This is a genomic window from Bradyrhizobium sp. 40, assembly GCF_023100925.1.
GTDB lineage: Bacteria > Pseudomonadota > Alphaproteobacteria > Rhizobiales > Xanthobacteraceae > Bradyrhizobium.
Window position 1 is genome coordinate 3,614,582 of sequence record NZ_CP064688.1, and the last position, 19,024, is coordinate 3,633,605.

Annotated in this window: 20 protein-coding genes and 1 pseudogene; 11 read left to right on the forward strand and 10 right to left on the reverse strand. The window is 64.5% G+C overall.

Going from position 1 to position 19,024, the window contains the following annotated elements; genetic code table 11:
* Positions 1-3: 3 nt before the first annotated feature.
* From secD to IVB40_RS17575, 5 genes are read left to right on the forward strand one after another with little or no spacing between them, the layout of a single operon-like run.
* Positions 4-1,608, forward strand: coding sequence for a protein translocase subunit SecD (gene secD / locus IVB40_RS17555; protein ID WP_247819428.1), 1,605 nt, complete (start codon positions 4-6; stop codon positions 1,606-1,608).
* Positions 1,609-1,618: 10 nt separating this feature from the next.
* Positions 1,619-2,638: a protein translocase subunit SecF gene (gene secF / locus IVB40_RS17560; protein WP_027567077.1), complete on the forward strand. Its 1,020-nt coding sequence runs from the start codon at positions 1,619-1,621 to the stop codon at positions 2,636-2,638.
* Positions 2,639-2,698: 60 nt separating this feature from the next.
* Positions 2,699-3,082, forward strand: a complete 384-nt coding sequence (locus IVB40_RS17565; RefSeq protein ID WP_247462317.1) for an Mth938-like domain-containing protein — start codon at positions 2,699-2,701, stop codon at positions 3,080-3,082.
* Complete coding sequence (locus tag IVB40_RS17570; RefSeq protein WP_247819429.1) at positions 3,079-3,942, forward strand: phytoene/squalene synthase family protein; 864 nt, start codon at positions 3,079-3,081, stop codon at positions 3,940-3,942. The genes IVB40_RS17565 and IVB40_RS17570 overlap by 4 nt, the downstream gene beginning before the upstream one ends.
* Before the next feature lie 45 nt (positions 3,943-3,987).
* Positions 3,988-5,232, forward strand: coding sequence for a threonine ammonia-lyase (locus tag IVB40_RS17575; RefSeq protein ID WP_247819430.1), 1,245 nt, complete (start codon positions 3,988-3,990; stop codon positions 5,230-5,232).
* Between the two features lie 17 nt (positions 5,233-5,249).
* Here IVB40_RS17575 and IVB40_RS17580 read toward each other — a convergent pair whose 3' ends face one another.
* From IVB40_RS17580 to IVB40_RS17605, 6 genes and pseudogenes are all read right to left on the reverse strand, one after another.
* A complete protein-coding gene (locus tag IVB40_RS17580) occupies positions 5,250-6,428 on the reverse strand; it encodes an aminotransferase class V-fold PLP-dependent enzyme (RefSeq protein ID WP_247462310.1) in 1,179 nt (392 codons plus the stop codon).
* 29 nt (positions 6,429-6,457) lie between these two features.
* Positions 6,458-6,872: pseudogene (locus tag IVB40_RS17585) on the reverse strand (GFA family protein).
* Between the two features lie 92 nt (positions 6,873-6,964).
* Positions 6,965-7,516: a CAP domain-containing protein gene (locus tag IVB40_RS17590; RefSeq protein ID WP_247819555.1), complete on the reverse strand. Its 552-nt coding sequence runs from the start codon at positions 7,514-7,516 to the stop codon at positions 6,965-6,967.
* Positions 7,517-7,622: 106 nt separating this feature from the next.
* The gene (locus tag IVB40_RS17595) at positions 7,623-8,717 is read right to left on the reverse strand and encodes a serine/threonine protein kinase (RefSeq protein WP_247819431.1); all 1,095 of its coding nucleotides are present in this window, start codon (positions 8,715-8,717) and stop codon (positions 7,623-7,625) included.
* 7 nt (positions 8,718-8,724) lie between these two features.
* Positions 8,725-10,152: a methylenetetrahydrofolate--tRNA-(uracil(54)-C(5))-methyltransferase (FADH(2)-oxidizing) TrmFO gene (gene trmFO, locus IVB40_RS17600; RefSeq protein WP_247819432.1), complete on the reverse strand. Its 1,428-nt coding sequence runs from the start codon at positions 10,150-10,152 to the stop codon at positions 8,725-8,727.
* 126 nt (positions 10,153-10,278) lie between these two features.
* Positions 10,279-10,431: a DUF1127 domain-containing protein gene (locus IVB40_RS17605; RefSeq protein WP_007590701.1), complete on the reverse strand. Its 153-nt coding sequence runs from the start codon at positions 10,429-10,431 to the stop codon at positions 10,279-10,281.
* 632 nt (positions 10,432-11,063) lie between these two features.
* On the opposite strand from IVB40_RS17605, the gene IVB40_RS17610 reads away from it, so the two are divergent.
* On the forward strand, positions 11,064-11,390 hold the full coding sequence (locus IVB40_RS17610; protein ID WP_247819433.1) for a hypothetical protein: 327 nt from the start codon (positions 11,064-11,066) through the stop codon (positions 11,388-11,390).
* 67 nt (positions 11,391-11,457) lie between these two features.
* On the opposite strand, the gene IVB40_RS17615 is transcribed toward IVB40_RS17610, so the two are convergent.
* A complete protein-coding gene (locus IVB40_RS17615) occupies positions 11,458-12,282 on the reverse strand; it encodes a lytic murein transglycosylase (protein WP_247819434.1) in 825 nt (274 codons plus the stop codon).
* Positions 12,283-12,412: 130 nt separating this feature from the next.
* Positions 12,413-13,321, reverse strand: a complete 909-nt coding sequence (locus IVB40_RS17620; RefSeq protein ID WP_247819435.1) for a DUF2189 domain-containing protein — start codon at positions 13,319-13,321, stop codon at positions 12,413-12,415.
* Between the two features lie 334 nt (positions 13,322-13,655).
* On the opposite strand from IVB40_RS17620, the gene IVB40_RS17625 reads away from it, so the two are divergent.
* On the forward strand, positions 13,656-14,045 hold the full coding sequence (locus tag IVB40_RS17625) for a DUF3597 domain-containing protein (protein ID WP_247819436.1): 390 nt from the start codon (positions 13,656-13,658) through the stop codon (positions 14,043-14,045).
* Positions 14,046-14,098: 53 nt separating this feature from the next.
* Here IVB40_RS17625 and IVB40_RS17630 read toward each other — a convergent pair whose 3' ends face one another.
* Positions 14,099-14,374 carry a GNAT family N-acetyltransferase gene (locus tag IVB40_RS17630; protein WP_247819437.1) on the reverse strand — a complete coding sequence of 92 codons (276 nt, stop codon included), beginning with the start codon at positions 14,372-14,374 and terminating at the stop codon, positions 14,099-14,101.
* Between the two features lie 103 nt (positions 14,375-14,477).
* On the opposite strand from IVB40_RS17630, the gene IVB40_RS17635 reads away from it, so the two are divergent.
* On the forward strand, positions 14,478-15,425 hold the full coding sequence (locus IVB40_RS17635; protein ID WP_247819438.1) for a tetratricopeptide repeat protein: 948 nt from the start codon (positions 14,478-14,480) through the stop codon (positions 15,423-15,425).
* 62 nt (positions 15,426-15,487) lie between these two features.
* On the opposite strand, the gene IVB40_RS17640 is transcribed toward IVB40_RS17635, so the two are convergent.
* Positions 15,488-15,844, reverse strand: coding sequence for a hypothetical protein (locus IVB40_RS17640; protein WP_247435548.1), 357 nt, complete (start codon positions 15,842-15,844; stop codon positions 15,488-15,490).
* A 94-nt stretch (positions 15,845-15,938) separates the two neighbouring features.
* Here IVB40_RS17640 and IVB40_RS17645 point away from each other — a divergent pair, with 94 nt between their 5' ends.
* The 3 genes from IVB40_RS17645 to IVB40_RS17655 all read left to right on the forward strand — a co-directional run bounded on the left by IVB40_RS17645 (position 15,939) and on the right by IVB40_RS17655 (position 19,019).
* On the forward strand, positions 15,939-16,436 hold the full coding sequence (locus IVB40_RS17645) for a hypothetical protein (RefSeq protein ID WP_247819439.1): 498 nt from the start codon (positions 15,939-15,941) through the stop codon (positions 16,434-16,436).
* A gap of 105 nt (positions 16,437-16,541) precedes the next feature.
* Positions 16,542-18,149: an acyl-CoA synthetase gene (locus IVB40_RS17650; RefSeq protein WP_247819440.1), complete on the forward strand. Its 1,608-nt coding sequence runs from the start codon at positions 16,542-16,544 to the stop codon at positions 18,147-18,149.
* 9 nt (positions 18,150-18,158) lie between these two features.
* Entirely contained in the window at positions 18,159-19,019 is an 861-nt protein-coding gene (locus IVB40_RS17655) for a DUF296 domain-containing protein (protein ID WP_247819441.1), read from the forward strand.
* The last annotated feature ends 5 nt before the right edge of the window (positions 19,020-19,024 follow it).

The following is a 19,024-nucleotide window of genomic DNA, read 5'->3' on the forward strand; positions in this document are numbered from 1 at the left end:
TCGATGTTGTATTTCACGCGGTGGAAGGCGCTCGGGATTATCCTGACGGCGCTGATCGTGTGCCTCTGCGCGGTCCCGAACTTCTTTCCGGAAGCGCAGGTCAAGACCTGGCCCGCCTGGGCGCAGCGTCGGCTCGTGCTCGGCCTCGATCTCCAGGGCGGCTCCTATCTGCTGCTCGAGGTGGACGGCAACTATGTGAAGAAAGAGAGGCTCGACCAGGTCCGCGACGATGTTCGCCGGACGCTGCGCGATGCCAAGATCGGCTTCACCGGCGGTGTCACCGTGCGCAACGACGCGGCCGAGGTGCGGATCACCAAGGAATCCGACCTGCAGCCTGCGCTCGCCAAGCTGCGCGAGCTGTCCCAGCCGCTGGGCGGACTGGTCGGATCCAGCGGTCAGCGCGACCTGGATGTCACTGACGCCGGCGGCGGCGTGATCCGCCTCGCCATCCCGCAGGCCGCGATGCTCGACCGCATGCGCAAGACCATCGAGCAGTCGATCCAGATCGTCGAACGCCGCGTCAACGAGCTCGGCACCGTCGAGCCCGTCATCCAGCGCCAGGGCAACGACCGCATCCTGGTGCAGGTCCCCGGCCTCCAGGACCCGACCCGTCTGAAGGAATTGCTGGGCAAGACCGCGAAGATGGAATTCCGCATGGTCGATACGTCTGTGCCGCCCGATCAGGCGCAGCAGGGACGTTTGCCGCCGGAATCCGAGCTTCTGATGAGCGCGTCGCCGCCGCCCACACCCTATGTGGTCAAGAAGCAGGTCCTGGTTGCCGGCGGCGATCTGACCGATGCCCAAGCGAGCTTCGACCAGCGCACGAGCGAACCCGTCGTCAGCTTCAAGTTCAATACGTCAGGCGCGCGCAAGTTCTCGCAGGCCACGCAGGAGAACGTCGGGCTGCCTTTTGCGATCGTGCTCGACAACAAGGTCATTTCGGCTCCCGTGATCCGCGAACCGATCACTGGCGGACAGGGCCAGATCTCCGGCAGTTTCACTGTGCAATCGGCCAACGATCTCGCGATCCTGCTGCGCGCCGGCGCGCTGCCGGCACCGCTCACGGTGGTCGAGGAGCGCACCGTCGGTCCGGGCCTCGGCCAGGACTCGATCGAGAAGGGCGAGCTCGCCGCCTATGTCGGCTCGATCCTGGTAATCATCTTCATGCTCTTGACCTACCGGCTGTTCGGCGTGTTCGCCAACATCGCGGTGGCCATCAACGTGGCCATGATCTTCGGCCTGTTGTCGCTGCTCAACGCCACGCTGACGCTGCCCGGTATCGCCGGCATCGTGCTCACCGTCGGCATCGCGGTCGATTCCAACGTGCTGATCTACGAGCGCATCCGCGAGGAATTGCGTGGCGGCCGCAACGCGATCTCGGCGATCGACGCCGGCTTCAAGCGGGCGCTTGCGACCATCCTCGATTCCAACATCACCACTTTCATTGCCGCCGCGGTGCTGTTCTACATCGGCACCGGTCCGGTGCGCGGCTTCGCCGTGACGCTCGGAATCGGCATCATCACCACGGTGTTCACCGCCTTCACCCTGACCCGGCTGATCGTGGCCTGGTGGGTGCGGTGGAAGCGGCCGCAGAGCGTGCCGATCTAGGAGCCTGATCGTGAATCACACCGTTCTCATCGGGCTCGGCGTCCTCATTGCCATCCTCACCGTGGTTGCGGCATTCGGCTGGCTGCCGTCGCTGCGCATCGTCCCCGACGATACCCATTTCGACTTCACGCGGTTTCGCCGGATCAGCTTCCCGATCTCGGCGGCGCTGTCGATCGTCGCGATCACGCTGTTCTTCACCCATGGACTGAATTTCGGCATCGACTTCCGCGGCGGCACGCTGCTGGAGGTGCAGGCCAAGTCCGGCACCGCCGATATTGCGGCGATGCGTACGACGTTGGATGGCCTGCGTCTGGGCGAAGTCCAGTTGCAGCAATTCGGCGGCCCCGCGGACGTCCTGATCCGCGTGGCGGAGCAGCCGGGCGGCGACGCCGCCCAGCAGGAGGCCGTGCAGAAGGTCCGCACCGCGCTTGGCGATTCCGTCGACTATCGCCGCGTCGAGGTGGTGGGACCGCGCGTCTCCGGCGAGCTGCTGGCCTACGGCATGCTCGGCCTGATGCTGGCGATCGTCTCGATCCTGGTCTACCTCTGGTTCCGCTTCGAATGGCAGTTCGCGCTCGGGGCCATGATCGCCAACGTGCACGACATCGTGCTGACGATCGGCTTCATGTCGATCAGCCAAGTCGATTTCGACCTGACCAGCATCGCGGCGCTTCTGACCATTTTGGGCTATTCGCTCAACGACACCGTCGTCATCTACGACCGCATCCGTGAAATGCTGCGGCGCTATAAGAAGATGCCGATGCCGCAGCTTCTCAACGAATCGATCAACTCGACGCTGTCGCGCTCGATCATCACCCATTTCACCGTGACGCTGGCGCTGCTGGCGCTGCTGCTGTTCGGCGGTCATGCCATCCACAGCTTCACCGCGGTCATGATGTTCGGCGTGGTGCTGGTCGGCACCTATACCTCGATCTTCATTGCAGCCCCGATCCTGATCTATCTCGGCGTCGGCGAGCATCGCGAAGATGCGGTCGATAAGGCTACGCCGGCGAAGAAAAGCAAGGCATGATCCGAACCGCATGCCCTCGCAGGAGTTTGCGAGGGCAGTAAGCTCATTCGGACGAAGCTCATGGCCGGCGATCCCAACGCACCGCATTTCCCCCGCTCGGCGCCGATCGAAGCCTATGGCAAGGGCGGCTTTGCCTTTGCCGGCATGTCGCATCGGGGATCGCTGCTTTGCCTGCCCGACGCGATCTGGGCCTGGGACGTTACCGACCCCGCGAAGATCGACCGCTATTCGCTTGATCGAGTCTTCAAGTCCGCCAACAGCATCGACACGCTCCTGATCGGCACCGGAACCGGGGTCTGGCTGCCGCCAGCGGAACTGCGCCAGGCGCTCAAAGCGGCGCGGGTGGTTCTGGACACGATGCAGACCGGTCCCGCCGTGCGCACCTACAACATCATGATCGGCGAACGGCGGCGCGTCGCGGCCGCGCTGATCGCCGTGCCATGAGTGGCTCCGCGCCGGCGCCGGATTCTGCCGCGTTCTGCGCTGACCTCGTACGCAGCCACGACTTTCCGCGCTATGCCGCGACCCTGTTCGCGCCCGCTGCCGAGCGTCGCGCGCTGCTGGCGCTCTATGCCTTCAATGTCGAGATCGTCCGCGTCCGCGACCAGGTGAGCCAGCCCTTGCCCGGTGAAATCCGCCTGCAATGGTGGACCGACATGCTGTCGGGCCAGGTCCATGGCAGCGCCGAGGGCAATCCGGTAGCGGCGGAGCTTCTCCGCGCAATCCGTGATTTCGACCTGCCGGTCGAGCCGCTGTCGCTGCTCGCCGACGAGCATCAATTCGATCTCTACAACGACCCAATGCCAACAATGGCGGCGCTGGAAGGCTACCTCGCGGCGACCTCATCGGCGCTGTTCGATCTCGCCGCCCGGATCATGGGACCACCGTCGGAGGCGGCCGAGCATCTCGCCCGCCATGCCGGGCTGGCGCAGGGCATCGTACAGGTCATTGCCAATCTGCCGCGCGATGCGGCGCGCCGGCAATTGTTCCTGCCGCAGCAGGTGCTGGCGAGCCACGATTGCGACGTGGAAGACGTGTTCGCCGGCAAGGAGACGCCAAACTTGCGCGCCGCGCTGGACCAACTCTCGGGCGAGGCGCGGCAACATTTGACGACGGCCTTGTCGCTGCTGGTGGAGGTGCCGGCATCAGTGCGTCCAGCGTTCCTTCCGCTGAGCCAGGTACGGGCCGACCTCAAGCGCTTGTCGCAGCCCGGGCGTAATCCGTTCACGCCGGAGCAATCGCCGCGGCTGCGCACGCTGTGGACGCTGTGGCGGGCCTCGCGTTCCCAGGAATTTACCAAATAGCGGTTGGCTTATCGCCTCAAACTGCCAAATGCCCTATGCTGTCCCATGGCTGAGTTGTCCCAAAGCATCGCCACTGATCTCAGCGGCCTTCCGATCTCGCTGAGCGAAATCCATGCCGCTGCCGAGACGATCCGCGGCGCCGTCGTCGAGACGCCCTGTAGCTACAGCCGCACGCTGAGCAATATCTGCGGCTGCGACATCTGGCTGAAATTCGAGAACCTCCAGTTCACGTCCTCGTTCAAGGAGCGCGGCGCGCTCAACCGCCTCACGGCGCTGACGCCGGAGGAGTGCGCGCGAGGCGTCGTCGCGATGTCGGCGGGTAATCACGCGCAAGGCGTCGCCTATCACGCCAAGCGGCTCGGCATTCCCGCCACCATCGTCATGCCGGTCGGCACGCCCATGGTGAAGGTCAAGAACACCAGGCATCACGGTGCTGAGGTGGTGGTGACGGGCGCCACGCTGGAGGAGGCGGCCGCGTATGCGCGCAGCCACGGCGAAGCCCGCGGCATGATCTTCGTCCATCCCTATGACGATCCACTTGTCATCGCGGGGCAGGGCACGGTCGGGCTGGAAATACTCAAGGCCGTGCCGGAGCTCGATACGCTGGTCGTCCCGATCGGCGGCGGTGGCCTGATCAGCGGGATCGCCATTGCCGCGAAATCGATCAAGCCGTCGCTGCGGATCCTCGGCGTCGAGGCCTGGCTCTACCCCTCGATGTACAATGCCATCCATAACGGCAATCTGCCGGCGCGTGGCGACACACTCGCCGAAGGCATCGCGGTGAAGTCGCCCGGCAAGCTCACGACCGAAATCGTCCGCCGCCTTGTCGACGACATTGCGCTCGTCAACGAAGCCGAGCTCGAGCGCGCGGTGGCAACCCTGATCTCGATCGAGAAGACGGTTGTCGAAGGCGCCGGCGCCGCTGGTCTCGCCGCACTGATGTCCGACCCGTCCCGTTTCGCCGGCCAGAAGGTCGGGCTGGTGCTGAGCGGCGGCAATATCGACACGCGGCTGATTGCATCAGTCCTGACCCGCGAGTTGGCGCGTGAGGGGCGGCTCACCCAGCTGTCGCTCGACATCCCCGACAGGCCTGGCCAACTGGCTGCGGTCGCGGCACTGCTGGCCGAGGCCGGCGCCAACATCATCGAGGTCTCGCACCAGCGCACCTTCTCGGATCTTCCGGCCAAGGCAACGTTGCTGCAATTGGTGATCGAGACCCGCGACAGCGCCCATCTCGACGAGGTCATGGCAAAGCTTGGCGCATCGGGATTGAGTGCGCGCTGTACCTGAGCTGTGCACGCCCGCCGCTATCGCGGCATCAGACCTGCCAAATGGGCGATCAGCCGATCGATCTCGGCTTCCGTATTGTAGTAGTGCGGAGAGGCGCGCACCAACGGCGGCAGCGAGCGAATTTCGGCATCGATGCGCGTGCTCGACGGATCTGAGGCACCGATCGTGATGCCGGCGGCGGCCGCGTTGCTGACGACCGCTTCCGCATCGTACCCTTCCATCGTGAAGCTGGCGATGGCCCCCGGAGCGCGTCCGAGGTCGCGAATTCTGATGCCGCGAATGGACGCAAGGCCACCCCGGAGGCGGTCCGCCAGCATGCGGCAACGCTGCTCGATGGGGCCTATCCCGATATCGAGGGCATAATCGACAGCCGCGCCCAGCCCAAGCCGGGCTGCGTAGTTGTTCTCCCAAGTCTCGAAACGGCGCGCATCGTCACGCAGCCGGTAAGCGTCCCGGGACACCCAGGGTGCGGCGAAGTGGTCGATCATTGGCGGTTCGAGCTGCTGCAGCATCGCCCGGCGGACGTAGAGAAAACCGGTGCCGCGCGGGCCGCGGAGGAATTTGCGACCGGTCGCCGACAACATGTCACAGCCGATGGCCTCGACGTCGACCGCCATTTGTCCGACCGCCTGGCAGGCGTCGAGCAGATAAGGAATGCCTCGCGCTCGCGCGATCTTGCCGACGGCCGCAGCCGGATTGACCAGCCCGCCATTGGTCGGAACCCATGTGATCGCAATCAGTTTCACGCGCTCATCGATCATGCGTTCGAGCGCGTCAACGTCGAGCTCGCCGCTAGCATCGCTCGGCACGATGTCGATCGCGACGCCTGTTCGCTTGGCGACCTGGAGAAAGGCGACATAGTTGGCAGCGTACTCCGCCTCGGCGGTCAGGATCCGGTCGCCCTGACGAAATGGAAGCGCGTAGAACGCCATTTGCCAAGCAACCGTCGCGTTCTCCATGAGGGCGATCTCATCGGGTGCGGCATTCAGCAGGCGCGCCACTGAGCCGTAGACGGATTCAAGCCGGGGCGCCTCACGGTCGGCGGCGGCATAGCCTCCGACCTCGCTCTCCAGATCGATATGCTGCTTCATGGCTTCGGCGACAGCGACAGGCATGAGAGCCGCCCCCGCGTTGTGCAGATACGCAAGCCTGGAAGTGGCTGGCGTGTCGGCACGTACTCGCTCGATGTTGATCAAGTCAATCTCCGGCTCGGACTATCGTCGCGTCAGTGCGGCATTTCCTCGAACTGCGGCAGGTTGAGCGGCGTGTTCCACGACATGCGACGCTTGGTGAACATCTCGAGCTTCGGTGCGACGAGGTCGGGCCGGTCGAGGCTGCCCAACTGGACGAAGACCGTCTTGGGGAAGCTATCGAGGTTAGTGGTAAAGACCCGCGAACCGCATTCCGGGCAGAAATTGCGATCCAGGCCTTTGCCGGAATTGGCGATGTAGTGAAACGCCTTCGGCTTGCCGCAGAGAAGCGTGAAATCGTCCTCGGGCACCGCGAAGAAGGTCGCCATCTCGCCGCCGGAAGCGCGCTTGCAGTCATTGCAATGACAATTGGCGATGAAGGACGGATCGGTGCTGAATTCGAAACTTGATTGCGCCACAGGCGCATTGAGCGGTGTATTTTTTCGCCATTGATCGCCTCAGGTTGGTTGAGGATAGCGGCGCGGTCATATTGGCCGGTCGGAGAAGCGCGCGCAACAATGCTTCCGGCGTGGCGTCTCGCCTCAGATGCAAAGGCCGAACAGCTTGATGTGGCAGCCGCCGGATTTGGGCTTGCTCGCAGGAGCGGCTTCGCGTTTCACGGCAACGAGGGGCTCCTTGTCCTTCTTGCCTTTGCCCTTCGGCTCGTAGTCGCCGGCGATCACCATCGCCCAATAGGTGCGTTTGCCGCTGGCGTTTTTCGCGCTCGCGATCCCGACGCGGGAAGCGTTGTGCAGCAGCAAATTTTTGCGGTGTCCCGACGAGTCGATCCACTGTCCCAGGGTCTTCTCGAAATTGTCGTAGCCGTAGGCGATGTTCTCGGCGGCGCGGCCTGCGCCGGCCGGTGCGACCCGGCGGTTGAACGGGCCGAGGGCGTCGTGACTGAGGTCGTCCTTCGTCGCCATCGCGCGCGCCTGGTCCATTGCGATGCGGTCGAGGGTCGAATCGCGGACGACGCGGACCTCTCCATGTTTGAGGCGGAAGCTGGAGATCAGCTCGGCCGGGGACTCGGCCATTGCGGGCGCGGCGGCGATCAGCAGAAGGACGGCGATCAGGCCCCCAACCACACGATGCATCATCGTCCCCCGAGTGCCCATGACCCCGCCAAGTCCCGCCGCCAAGTTCGAATTTATCGGATCGCTTCTCTATCGCCAATGTGGACGCTTCAAGGCGTGATCCACGCTAGCCCGCCGGCAGGTCGGCCTCGAAATTGAAGCGGTCGCGCAGGTTCTTGCGCTGCTCCAGGATGTCCTTGAGGAAAGCGCGGTCCTGGTCGTTCTTCATCATCGGCTCGATCAGGTCGAGCTGGTTCATGGCGACCAGTTGCAGGATCTCCGTGCGTGGCTTGCCGTCGGCATTGCGTGGCAGTGCGTGCACGACTTGGATGTGTTCCGGCGGCTTCGGCCCTTTGGCGGCGGTGAGCTCGTTCCGCAATTGGCCTTCGAGCGCGGCCTGATCGGCTTCGACGAAGGCATAGAGCCCGACACCGGAGCGGCGGTCGGCAAAGGCGACGATGGCGGTGTCGCGCACGGCGGGATTCCTGCGGATCAATTCCACCAGCACCGGCGCGTCGTTGACGAGCCTTCGGCCGCCGCCTTCACGGTCGGTGAAGTTGAACAGGCCGCGCGTGATTGCCCGATAGATCTTCTTGCCGGTGGCGAGCCAGAGGCTGGCGGCGAACGACTTCTTCGCCAGGATCTTGCGCTCGCGCGGCGTCAGCGCCTCGGGCGCGTAGGAGCGCTTGTGCTTGAGCAGATGCCGGAGATCTTCATAGGCCAGGATGCGGTAAACCCGGCCGCGACGGTCAAAGCAGGCCGCGAGCTGGAAGTCGGTCACATAGGCGCGACCGTCGCGGCCGACCAGCCAGTTCTGTTCCTTGGCAAGATCGTTGTGGCAGATGCCGGCGCGGCGCAGCCGTCGCAGCGCGGCCTTGGCCGAGCGAAAATAGGCGAGGTCGCCATGCGGTTTCGCCAGATGCAGCGCGACGCCATCGACGAAGCTGCGCACCAGCGCGCGGCGTCCGGCCCACAGCAGCTCAGGGCCGACATCGAGTCCCTTGGCAAGTGTGAGCGCATGCGTCTCGCGGGCGAACAGATGGCGCGCCAAAAGGAATGACCACCACGGCGCCTCGTCGAGGCGGCGCAGCACCGCGTCGACCTCGCCGTCATCGTCGCGGAAGCGGCCGCGTTCGACGGTCGAGAACACGTCGCGCTTGAGCAGCACGCCCTCGGTCCAGCGCGCCGAGAGTGTTGCGGCGTCGTCTTTGGGAAGGTTCATCGAAAACTCACGCCGCAGCGGCAATGCGCAGGTGATCGGCGATCCAGCGATCGAGATCGGCGAGCGCCAGCGCGCTCATCGCCTGCTTTTTGGCCACCGTCTTCTCGTTGCCGCGCAGTCGGCTTCCGTCGGGCTTCTTCGTCGGTGCGCTGGCGAGCGGCGGGAACAGGCCGAAATTGATGTTCATTGGCTGGAACGAGCGCGTGCCGGGCTCGACGGTCTCGATATGGCCGCCGGTGATGTGGCCGAGCAGGGATCCGAGCGCCGTCGTGACCGGCGGACTCGCAAGCGTCTCGCCGCGCACGTCCGCTGCCGCGTAGAGGCCAGCAATCAGGCCGACGCTGGCGGATTCCACATAGCCCTCGCAGCCCGTCATCTGGCCGGCAAAGCGCAGCCGCGGCTGCGCGCGCAGGCGCAATTGGCCGTCGAGCAGCTTTGGCGAGTTGAGAAAGGTGTTGCGATGCAGGCCGCCGAGGCGAGCAAATTCGGCGTTCTCCAGCCCCGGAATGGTGCGGAAGATGCGTTGCTGCTCGCCGTATTTCAGCTTCGTCTGGAAGCCGACGATGTTGTAGAGCGTGCCGAGCTTGTTGTCCTGGCGCAGTTGTACGATCGCGTAGGCCTTAGTGGTGGGATCGTGCGGATTGGTGAGGCCGACCGGCTTCATCGGCCCGTGGCGAAGAGTCTCGGGGCCGCGTTCCGCCATGACCTCGATCGGCAGACAGCCGTCGAAATAGGGCGTGTTGGTCTCCCATTCCTTGAATTCGGTCTTCTCGCCGGCGACCAGCGCTGCGACGAAGCCGTCATACTGCTCCTTTGTCATCGGGCAGTTGATGTAGTCGGCGCCGGTGCCGCCGGGGCCGACCTTGTCGTAGCGCGACTGGAACCAGGCCACCGACATGTCGATGGATTCGCGGTGCACGATCGGCGCGATCGCGTCGAAGAAAGCGAGGGCGTTCTCGTCGGTCAGCTCGCGGATCGCGTCGGCCAGCGGCGCCGAAGTGAGGGGGCCGGTCGCAACGATGACGTTACTCCATTCGGCGGGCGGCAGGCCTGCGACCTCGCCGCGCGCGATCTCGATCAGGGGATGGTCGTTAAGCGCTTTGGTGACGGCCGCGGAGAAGCCGTCGCGGTCCACCGCCAGCGCGCCGCCGGCGGGCACCTGGTTGGCGTCGGCTGCGCGCATGATCAGCGAGTCGAGGCGGCGCATCTCGGCATGCAGCAGGCCGACGGCGTTGTTGGCGGCATCATCCGAGCGGAACGAATTCGAGCAGACGAGCTCGGCAAGCCCGTCGGTGCGGTGTGCCTCGGTCGTGCGGGTCGGCCGCATCTCGTGCAGCACCACGGACACGCCGGATTTGGCCACCTGCCAGGCGGCTTCGGAGCCGGCAAGGCCTGCGCCGATCACGTGCACGGTATTTGATTGGGGTGCTGTCATGGGGCGGACAGGTAGCGCTTTTCGGCGGTCAGTGGAATCGCCGAGATCGAGTTTTCTGCCTCCGGATGCGACAACGCCCGCACGAGGCGGGCGCTATCGGTTCGTCCGGTTTAGGGCTGAACGATATCAGCCCTGATACTGACCGGCGGCAACGCGCGGAATGTCCGAGCGATCGAGGCCGATGTCGGCCAATTCGCGATCGCTGAGCTGGGACAGCTCGGCAACATTGCGCTGATAGTCCCGGAAAGCCTGGATCATACGGATGAGCGAGAGCAGCATTGGTAGTCTCCTGTAGTTCGATTCAGCTCTTGCCCGAGCCTCATCGTTGAAATGAATATAGATAAGAGTGGTGCAGTGCGAAAGTTCCGATGTTGCGATGCAGCTAAGCGCTCAATGCATGGCACTGGTAACGGACGATTAACCCGAAAGCACTCCCGCCCAAAGCTTAGGCGGAACAGGAGGCATGTTGTTAAGAATGCCCGTTAATTCACGGATTTAATCTTAGCTCAGCCGGTTCCATTCAAAAGTCAAATAGGCTGCTTTCCGGGCGTCGCAAGGGGATTATGATAGCTCCTATACCCAAGTCTCGCATGCGCGAATCGCATGCTCAGTGAAGTATAAAAGTGAACCTGAGTTCATCTCGACGGCCTGCGCGGACACCTTTCCACTGTGGCCGGCGATTCACCCGACCCCGGCGGATCGACGTGACGAACGGCGGTCAGGCAGGGACGAGTTCATTCCGCTTGGTCAGCCCCAACCCCCGGGCGCGGTGCACACAAGCCGAACGTGTGCCGTTGATTACAAACGTGTAACGAAAATCAGAAATTTGGGATGTGGCTCTGCGTGGCGCAACATCACGCAATTCTCGCGGGGAATTCATTGCGTCAAGTTGCCGCGCGCGGAGGAAGGTGATGTCGCAGAATCCGGCAATGTCGCTGGCTCTGGCCCAAGAACAAGAGAAGGAAGGTAACGTCATGACGAAGTTACTCGGGGTTATCGCAATTGCCGCTGTCGCGTTCGCCGTCGCGCCGGCCCAAGCCGCCAAGCACGCCGCCGGCGGCTGCAGTTCGGCCAATCTGGAGAAGACCGAGACCGCGATTGAGAACATGGCCGATGGTGACGGCAAATTCGTAGCGCAGAGGGAGATCGCGGCCACGCAAGACTCGCTGCTCAACGGCAAAATGGGCGCGTGCGGCGCGCATCTGAACAAGGCGATGCACGCCACCATGGGCAAATAGGGGTAAAAAACGCACAGAGAGGGCCGGTCGTCAGGCGATTGGCCCTACGCGTTTTGACGAGGGGCTGCTAAGGGGCGCGCGCGAGCTGCGTGGCGAAATAAGCGATGGTCTTCGAATAGACCTCGCTCTTGTTCCACTGCTGCAGCACCGCGAAGTTCGGACTGCCCGGCTGCCAATCCTTGCCCTTCTGCCAGCCATAACCGGCAAGATAGTTCGCGGTGGAGGCGAGCACGTCGGGGGCGTTGTGCAGGAGATCGCGCTTGCCATTGCCGTCGAAATCGACGGCGTATTTCATCCATGACGACGGCATGAACTGGGTCTGGCCAAGCTCGCCGGCCCAGGCACCCTTCATGTCGGCCGGTGCAAGGTCGCCGCGCTGGACGATGCGGAGCGCATCCAACAGCTCGGTGCGAAATTGTTCGGCGCGGCGGCAGTCATAGGCCAGCGTCGCCAGCGAGCGGATGGTCGCGAACTTGCCGGTATTGACGCCGAAATCGGTCTCGAGGCCCCAGATCGCGACCAGCACCTCGCCGGGCACGCCGTAGGTCTGCTCGATGCGCGACAGCACCGAGCCGTATTGCTTCATCATGTTGGAGCCGCGCGTCAGGCGCGGCGGCACCATGCGGCCGGAAAACTCCTCGAAGGTCTGGCTGAAGACCTTCTGCGAGCGGTCGCGGTTGAGCACGCTCTGATCGAGCGTCACACCGGCGAGCCCGGCGGAAATGGCCTGTTGCGAGACGCCTTTGGCCGCGGCGTCGGTTTTGAAGTCTGCAAGCCACGCGTCGAAATTGCCCGAGCCGCAGGCAACCGCGGCGAGCGCGGGCTGAGCGGATAGGATGGATGCGGTGATGGCTAAGGCTGCGAGGGCGAGACGAGAAATCGTCGGGGTCATTCGAGCAAATAAATTCCGTGAAGTGATCTGAACGGCGGGCGCAATCTCGATGGAAACCGAGGCCAAAGCAAGGCGTATGACAGTGCGCGATCCTGCCCGCTCCGGGGCAGGATCGCACGTCACGAAATCGTCAGGCGTCGTTCCGATTGCGCCAGGGGAAGAGGTTGGCGGGGAAGTCGGCGGCCGGCTTGCGTGGACGATGCGGCGGAGGCGGCACCGGACGCGCGCCCGGATCGGCGGCGATTACCTTGCGGTAGAGATGCCAGGTGGCATGGCCGAGCACGGGGACGACCACGGCAAGGCCGAGGAAGGCCGGAATCGTGCCCAGCGCCAGCAGGACGGCCACGATCAGGCCCCAGGCCGCCATCGGCACCGGGTTCTTCGCGACGACGCGCAGCGACGTCACCATGGCCTCGAACGCGCCGGCATGGCGGTCGAGCATCAGCGGGAACGACACGGCGCTGATGCAGAGCGCGGCAAGGGCGAACAGGAAGCCGGTGCCGCAGCCGACCACGATCAGCCACCAGCCTTGCCGGCTCGTGAGAACGCGCGTCAGAAAATCCGAGATCCCGGACGCGCCCTCATAGCCGAAAGCGGCGACGTAGATCGCCTGCGCGGTCGCAACCCAGGTCACGAACAGGGCCAGCAGCAGCGCGCCGAGACCGAGCATGGCGCCGAAGGAGGGCGAACGCAGCACCTCCATGGCATCCCAGGCGCTGGCCTCCTCATAGCGCTCGCGCCGACTAGAGAGCTCGTAGAGACCGAGCGCCGCGAACGGGCCGATCAGCGCGAAGCCCGCGGCCAACGGAAACAACAACGGCAGCACTGAATAGCCCATCACCACGCGGGCGAGCACGAGGCCCAGCACAGGATAGATCACGCAGACGATGATGGCGTGGCTCGGCACCGCCTTGAAATCGTCCCAGCCGCGCTTGAGCGCATCATGCAGATCGGAGAGTTGGATGGTTCGGATCACCGGTCCAGCCGCTTCTGCGGTCTGGGCCACGGTGGGGACATTGCCCTGGTAGAGTGTGGCCATGGTCGCTAGCTCCCTTGCCATGCGGCCGCATCTGGCGCCAGCAAACGGCGCAAGCGGCCGCTATTCTGAGTTTCGCGATTCCCAACCAGACGCTCAAATTCCGGATGGCACGCGAACTGAATATCAAGCGTACGCCCATTTGCGAGTCCTGTCCCTCACGCTTGGGTGAGATTCGATGCCGCAGCGCAACCTCGATGATGTCATTCGGTCGTCATTTCGCCGTAGATAAGCTGATGCTGCTTGCTGGTCCGCGGAACTTTGCGGGTGCAACGACGCAACTTGGTCTATAAGTGCCACTCAAGGCCCTCCAGCGGGTCCTTTTCGGGGAGCAGACATGAGCATTTTCGGGAAAATTATGGGCGCGATCTTCGGTAGCCAGCCAGCTTCCGCCGCGCCCGCAGGCAGCGCACCGTCGGGCGGCGCGCCCGCAGGGGCCGCGCCGAGCGGATCGGCGTCCGCGGCGACGGTGGACGTTGCCTCGATCGTCGACGCGGCGGCCGCCGCGCACAAGGGCGAGAAGCTGGAATGGCGCACCTCGATCGTCGACCTGATGAAGGCGCTCGACATCGATTCCAGCCTCGCCGCGCGCAAGGACCTGGCCAAGGAGCTCGGCTACAGCGGCGACACCAACGATTCCGCGACCATGAACGTCTGGCTGCACAAGCAGGTGATGTCCAAGCTCGCCGCGAATGGCGGCAAGCTGCCGCCGGAGATCAAGCACTGACCGATCGCCCGGTCGCAATCCAAGGGCCCGCGATCGCGCGGGCCCTTTTGCATTCAGGCGACGAGATCCGCATCTTCCGGATGCCTGTCGAGATAGTCGACGACGAAGCCGCAACCGGCGATCACCTTCCTGCCGTCGCGGCGGATCAATTCCAGCGCGCCTTTGACCAGCTCGGAGCCGATGCCCCGGCCGCGTAGCGCGCGCGGCGTCTCGGTGTGGGTGATGATCACCGCCGACGGCGTCAGCCGGTAATTGGCGAAGGCGATCTCGCTGCCGACATTGAGCTCGAAGCGGCTTCTGTCCTTGTTGTCCCGTACCGATGGCGCCATGGAAAATCCTTCCGACCTGCTGCTTGCCTTTGATCTAGGCGTCTGAACCGGCCCTTGCCAAGGTGCCACCAAGAGTGGTTGCCGCAGGGGAGATATCCGGAAAATGCGTGTCCCGCTCAGCCTCATCGCGCTGCTCGCCGCGCTCATCTCGCCGGCTCCGGCTCCGGCTCCGGCTCCGGCGTTGGCGGCCGGCGGTCCGGCCTGGGAGGCCTGCGTCGGATTGGCCAGCACGCCGGACGAGCGGATCAAGGCCTGCTCGACCGTGATCGAAACGAAGAGCGAGACCGGACCCCGGCTCGCCGGCGCTTATTGCAATCGCGGTCATGGCCTCACCGAGAAGCGCGAGTTCGACGCGGCGCTGTCCGATCTCGACGAGGCGATCAGGCTCGACCCCGGCTATGCCTGCGCCTACAATAATCGGGGCCGTGTCTACAGTTTCAAGCGCGACTACGATCGCGCCATCGCTGATTACGACCAGGCGATCAAGCTCGATCCCTCGCTGGCGCTGGCCTACGGCAATCGCGGCGAGTCGCGTTTCAACAAGGGCGATCTCGACGGTGCGTTCGCCGACTTTGACGCCGCGATCAAGCGCGATCCCAAATACGCCATGGCCTATGCCAATCGCGCACTGGTGTATTACCGCAGGCGCGACATGGCGCACGCCATCGCCGACTACACCGTGCGGATCAAGCTTGCGCCCGATCTGCTCGCCTATATCGACCGCGGCAACGTCTATCGCGACAGCGAGCAGCTCGATCGCGCCGCCGCCGATTATGGCGAGGCGATCCGTGTTGCGCCGACCGACGCGCGCGGCTGGCGCAATCGTGGCATGATCCGGCTCTATCAGGGCGACAGCAAGGGCGGCGTTTCCGATTACGACAAGGCGCTGCAATACGATCCCTCCGACGTGTTCTCGTGGAACAACCGCGGACAGGCCAAGCTGCGGCTCGGCGACAAACAGGGCGCGATCGCCGATTTCAGGAAGGCGCTGGAATTGAAGCCGGGCTTGGCGACGGCGCAGGAGTCGTTACGGAAGCTCGGGGCGTTGTAGCTCTCGGCCGCTTCTCGCGACGACGAGGCTGCACCTCCATCAGTCCTGAGAGTCCGGATGCTTCAATCGGTCGCCTTGGCGAGCCTGGAATCCTCCGGCTGCGCCTGCGGGCGCAGGCACCCCTGGCAGATGACGAGGGAACGGTTGACCCTGGCGTCCTGTTCCGCCTCGATGCCGTCCTGCGCCTGCCACCATTCCTTCGAATAGGGCTGAAGCCCGGCTTGCGACCTGTTGCGCTCGGATCGGGCGATCCGTGTTGGCTCTGAGGCAGCGCGCGAATGATTGGGATTTTCGCCGGCGCCGTCCCATGCGTAACGCGCAGGCTTGAAAGCGGGATCGGAGGCGAGGTGCGCTTGTGGGCCCACGGCACATCCGGCAAGCGCCAGCGATAACAGCAGGAGGGCGGGCGCTTTGACCATGATGCGGCACTCTTTACGCGTGAACTGACCAAGGTTGCGCCGATCATGTTTAAAATTTCCTGAACGATCGCGGCTGCGCTGAGGACCAATGCCAATGCGATATCTGATCCTCCTGCTCGTACTGTTCGCAACCGCTGCGCGCGCCGACAACGCAAAGCCGTTCAATCCCGCCGACTATCCGCCCGGCGTGCAGAAGGCTGTGCGCCACGCCTACGAGGAATGCGAGAGCCAGGGCGGCGGCGCGGTGACTTTTGCGGTCGATACGGTGCGCAGGATCGACCTGACCGGTGACGGCCGCGATGACTACATCGTCGATTTCCGCGACACCAAATGCGGCGATCGCGAGACGACCTATTGCGGAACCGGCGGCTGCGTCATGAACATCCTGGTCACGTTGCCGGACGGCAGTGTGCAACCCGTCTTCGATGGCCATGTCCGTAGCTACGAGATCAAGCCCAAGCCAACGAAGCGGGGTGCGGGGCGCACCATCCGCTTCGATCTGCATGGCAACTATTGCGGCGGCTTTGGTGCGCAGGCCTGCGTCAAGGAGAAGGCCATCACGGCTACGCCGTTCGCGTTCAAGCAGCCGTAGGGCAGGCGTGCGGCCGACGGCCTTGCGAGGTCGTGGGCGATGGCGATAAATGGGCTGCAATGGGCGGGCGGCTCGCGTGCCGTCCGCCGCCGAAGAGGAAACCCGATGCAGCCCCTGCGCATGTCCCGCCGCGTCATGAATCTCGCTCACATGCTGACCCAGAATGCGCGGCGGAATGGGGCGCGTCCCGGTTTCGTCTGGGGTGACAGATCCTGGACCTGGCGCGAGATCGATGCGCAGGTCTCGGCGCTGGCGGCAGCCCTCGCGGCGCGCGGCATCGCGAAGGGCGACCGCATCCTCGTCCATTCCAAGAACGGCGACGAGATGTTCTTCTCGATGTTCGCGGCGTTCCGGCTCGGTGCCGTCTGGGTACCCACCAATTTCCGACTGATGCCGGACGAGGTGACTTATCTTGCGCAGGCCTCGGGCGCGAAGGCGTTTCTGTGCCATGTCGATTTCCCCGAGCAAGCCGCGGCCGTGAGCGGTGGCGCGCTGGAATTCACCTGGAGCATCGACGGTCGGGCGCCATTTGCCGAAACGTCGGTTGCGGATGCCGTCGCATCGCGCGCCGGCGCGGTGCTCGAGAACGTCGCGGTCGAGCACGACGACCCCTGCTGGTTCTTTTTCACGTCGGGGACCACCGGCCGTTCCAAGGCTGCGGTGCTCACCCACGGCCAGATGGGTTTTGTCGTCACCAACCATCTCGCCGATCTCACGCCCGGCGTCACCGAAGCGGATGCCTCGCTGGTGGTGGCGCCGCTGTCGCATGGCGCCGGCGTGCATCAGCTGGTTCAGACCGCGCGCGGCGTGTGCACGGTCCTGCTGCCGACGGAGAAATTCGATATCGACGAGGCGTTCCGCCTGATCGAGGCGCATCGGGTCAGCAATCTCTTTGTGGTGCCGACCATTCTGAAGATGATGGTCGAGCATCCCGCCGCCGACAAATACGACCACTCCTCGCTGCGCCAGGTGATCTATGCGGGTGCGCCGATGTATCGCGAGGACCAGAAGGCTGCGCTGAAGAAGCTCGGCAAGGTCATCGTGCAGTATTTCGGTCTGGGCGAGGTGACCGGCAACATCACGGTGCTGCCGGCGGCGCTGCATGATCCCGAGGACGGGCCGCACGCGAAGATCGGCACCTGTGGCTTCGAGCGTACCGGCATGCAGGTCTCGATCCAGGACGACGAGGGCCGTGAACTCGGCGCCAACCAGAGCGGCGAGATCTGCGTGATCGGCCCCGCGGTGCTGGCCGGCTACCACGACAATCCCGAGGCCAACGCGAAGGCGTTCCGCAACGGCTGGTTCCGCACTGGCGATCTCGGCCACATGGACGAGGAGGGGTTTGTCTACATCACGGGACGAGCCTCCGACATGTACATCTCCGGCGGCTCCAACATCTATCCGCGCGAGATCGAGGAGAAAATCCTGACCCATCCTTGCGTCGGCGAGGTTGCGGTGCTCGGCGTGCCCGATGCGACCTGGGGCGAGGTCGGCGTTGCCGTCTGCGTCGCGCGCGAGGGCGCCAAGCCGGTGAGTGAAGCGGAGATGGCGGCGTTCCTGTCGCCCAAGGTGCCGCGCTACAAGATGCCGAAGCGGTTCTTCTTCTGGGAGGCCTTGCCGAAATCCGGCTACGGCAAGATTCCCAAACGGATGGTTCGCGACGAGCTCGAGGCGCGCGGCCTGCTCGATCTCGACAAGATACGGGCGGGCTGAGCGAAGGTCATGCGCAGCATCAAGCAGCCCGGCGCGCCGGTCGCCGAACGCATCCAATGGGTGGAGGCGAGGGGACGCGCTTTCTCCTTCACGCTTCAAGCGGGTCTGCCGCTGCTGGAGGCGGCGCGCCGCGGTTTTGCCGCGGAGGGATTTGCCGGTGGTGTGCTCAACTTCGGGCACGGCACGCTCGGGCCGTTCGGCTATGTCATGCCGGCGCTGTCGAAAACCAATGAGAACGCCGCGTTCTATAGCGACACATTCCGGCCGAGCGGCGTGACGCGCACCAGGCTCGGTAGCATGACGCTGGGCATGCGCGATGGCGCGCCGTTCTTTCATTGCCATGGGCTGTGGACGGAGGCCGATGGCCGCGCCAGTGGTGGCCACATGCTGCCGGACGAGACTGTTGTCGCCGAGCCGTTCGAGGTCGAGGCCTTCGGTATCGATGGTGCGGTGTTCACCGCAGAGCCAGATCCCGAGACCAACTTCAAGCTGTTCGGGCCGGTGGCGGCTGCGCGCACCGGCGCACGCACGACCAGCCGCGCTTTCGCGCTGCGGCTGCGCCCCAATCAGGATTTTGCCGGCTGCCTCGAGGACTTCTGCCGCGCGCAGGGCATCGCGCACGCCAGGATCCACGGCGGCGTCGGTTCGACCATTGGGGCGCGCTTCACCGATGGCGCGGTGACCGAGCCTTTCGCGACCGAGCTTGCGGTCACAGCCGGCACGATTGCGGTCGGCTCCTCTGGCGCGCTCGAAGCCGAACTCGATGTTGCCCTGATCGACTACACCGGCGGTATGGCGGAGGGCCGCCTGGTCCGTGGCGACAATCCCGTGCTGATGACCATGGAGCTGGTGCTCGAGGTGTTGGGCTAGTCCCG

Bases quoted from the DNA above. Each gene is read 5' to 3' on its own strand.
- secD (WP_247819428.1), top strand. From the start codon at position 4: ATGTTGTATTTCACGCGGTGGAAGGCGCTCGGGATTATCCTGACGGCG.
- IVB40_RS17565 (WP_247462317.1), top strand. From the start codon at position 2,699: ATGGCCGGCGATCCCAACGCACCGCATTTCCCCCGCTCGGCGCCGATC.
- IVB40_RS17570 (WP_247819429.1), top strand. From the start codon at position 3,079: ATGAGTGGCTCCGCGCCGGCGCCGGATTCTGCCGCGTTCTGCGCTGAC.
- IVB40_RS17575 (WP_247819430.1), top strand. From the start codon at position 3,988: ATGGCTGAGTTGTCCCAAAGCATCGCCACTGATCTCAGCGGCCTTCCG.
- IVB40_RS17590 (WP_247819555.1), bottom strand. From the start codon at position 7,516: ATGCATCGTGTGGTTGGGGGCCTGATCGCCGTCCTTCTGCTGATCGCC.
- IVB40_RS17595 (WP_247819431.1), bottom strand. From the start codon at position 8,717: ATGAACCTTCCCAAAGACGACGCCGCAACACTCTCGGCGCGCTGGACC.
- trmFO (WP_247819432.1), bottom strand. From the start codon at position 10,152: ATGACAGCACCCCAATCAAATACCGTGCACGTGATCGGCGCAGGCCTT.
- IVB40_RS17605 (WP_007590701.1), bottom strand. From the start codon at position 10,431: ATGCTGCTCTCGCTCATCCGTATGATCCAGGCTTTCCGGGACTATCAG.
- IVB40_RS17610 (WP_247819433.1), top strand. From the start codon at position 11,064: ATGTCGCAGAATCCGGCAATGTCGCTGGCTCTGGCCCAAGAACAAGAG.
- IVB40_RS17615 (WP_247819434.1), bottom strand. From the start codon at position 12,282: ATGACCCCGACGATTTCTCGTCTCGCCCTCGCAGCCTTAGCCATCACC.
- IVB40_RS17620 (WP_247819435.1), bottom strand. From the start codon at position 13,321: ATGGCCACACTCTACCAGGGCAATGTCCCCACCGTGGCCCAGACCGCA.
- IVB40_RS17625 (WP_247819436.1), top strand. From the start codon at position 13,656: ATGAGCATTTTCGGGAAAATTATGGGCGCGATCTTCGGTAGCCAGCCA.
- IVB40_RS17630 (WP_247819437.1), bottom strand. From the start codon at position 14,374: ATGGCGCCATCGGTACGGGACAACAAGGACAGAAGCCGCTTCGAGCTC.
- IVB40_RS17635 (WP_247819438.1), top strand. From the start codon at position 14,478: ATGCGTGTCCCGCTCAGCCTCATCGCGCTGCTCGCCGCGCTCATCTCG.
- IVB40_RS17640 (WP_247435548.1), bottom strand. From the start codon at position 15,844: ATGGTCAAAGCGCCCGCCCTCCTGCTGTTATCGCTGGCGCTTGCCGGA.
- IVB40_RS17645 (WP_247819439.1), top strand. From the start codon at position 15,939: ATGCGATATCTGATCCTCCTGCTCGTACTGTTCGCAACCGCTGCGCGC.
- IVB40_RS17650 (WP_247819440.1), top strand. From the start codon at position 16,542: ATGCAGCCCCTGCGCATGTCCCGCCGCGTCATGAATCTCGCTCACATG.
- IVB40_RS17655 (WP_247819441.1), top strand. From the start codon at position 18,159: ATGCGCAGCATCAAGCAGCCCGGCGCGCCGGTCGCCGAACGCATCCAA.